Source organism: Bartonella sp. AP58NXGY (assembly GCF_042195785.1).
In the GTDB taxonomy this organism is placed as follows: Bacteria; Pseudomonadota; Alphaproteobacteria; order Rhizobiales; family Rhizobiaceae; genus Bartonella.
Genome location: NZ_JBHIOY010000314.1, coordinates 374 through 642, shown reverse-complemented (window position 1 = coordinate 642; position 269 = coordinate 374).

Here is a 269-nt window from a genome sequence, read left to right as displayed (position 1 = left end):
ATCATAAAATTATAACTCTATGATAATAGAGGTAATATCTTTGATTCATATTTTTGTTTTTTAAGTTATATGGAATCGTATGATGCAAGAATTATCTCTTCAATAAGAAGTTTTGTTATTTTTGTAGAAAATGAGACTTTATAGATATAATTTTTGTCAGTTAACATAAATAGAGTGTTTTTTTATGAAAAAAGATCTTTATTCCTCGTTTATTTTATCATTTTTTGTCAACCAAATAGCTCTTTATTCGTTTTGTCAAAATAAAGCCA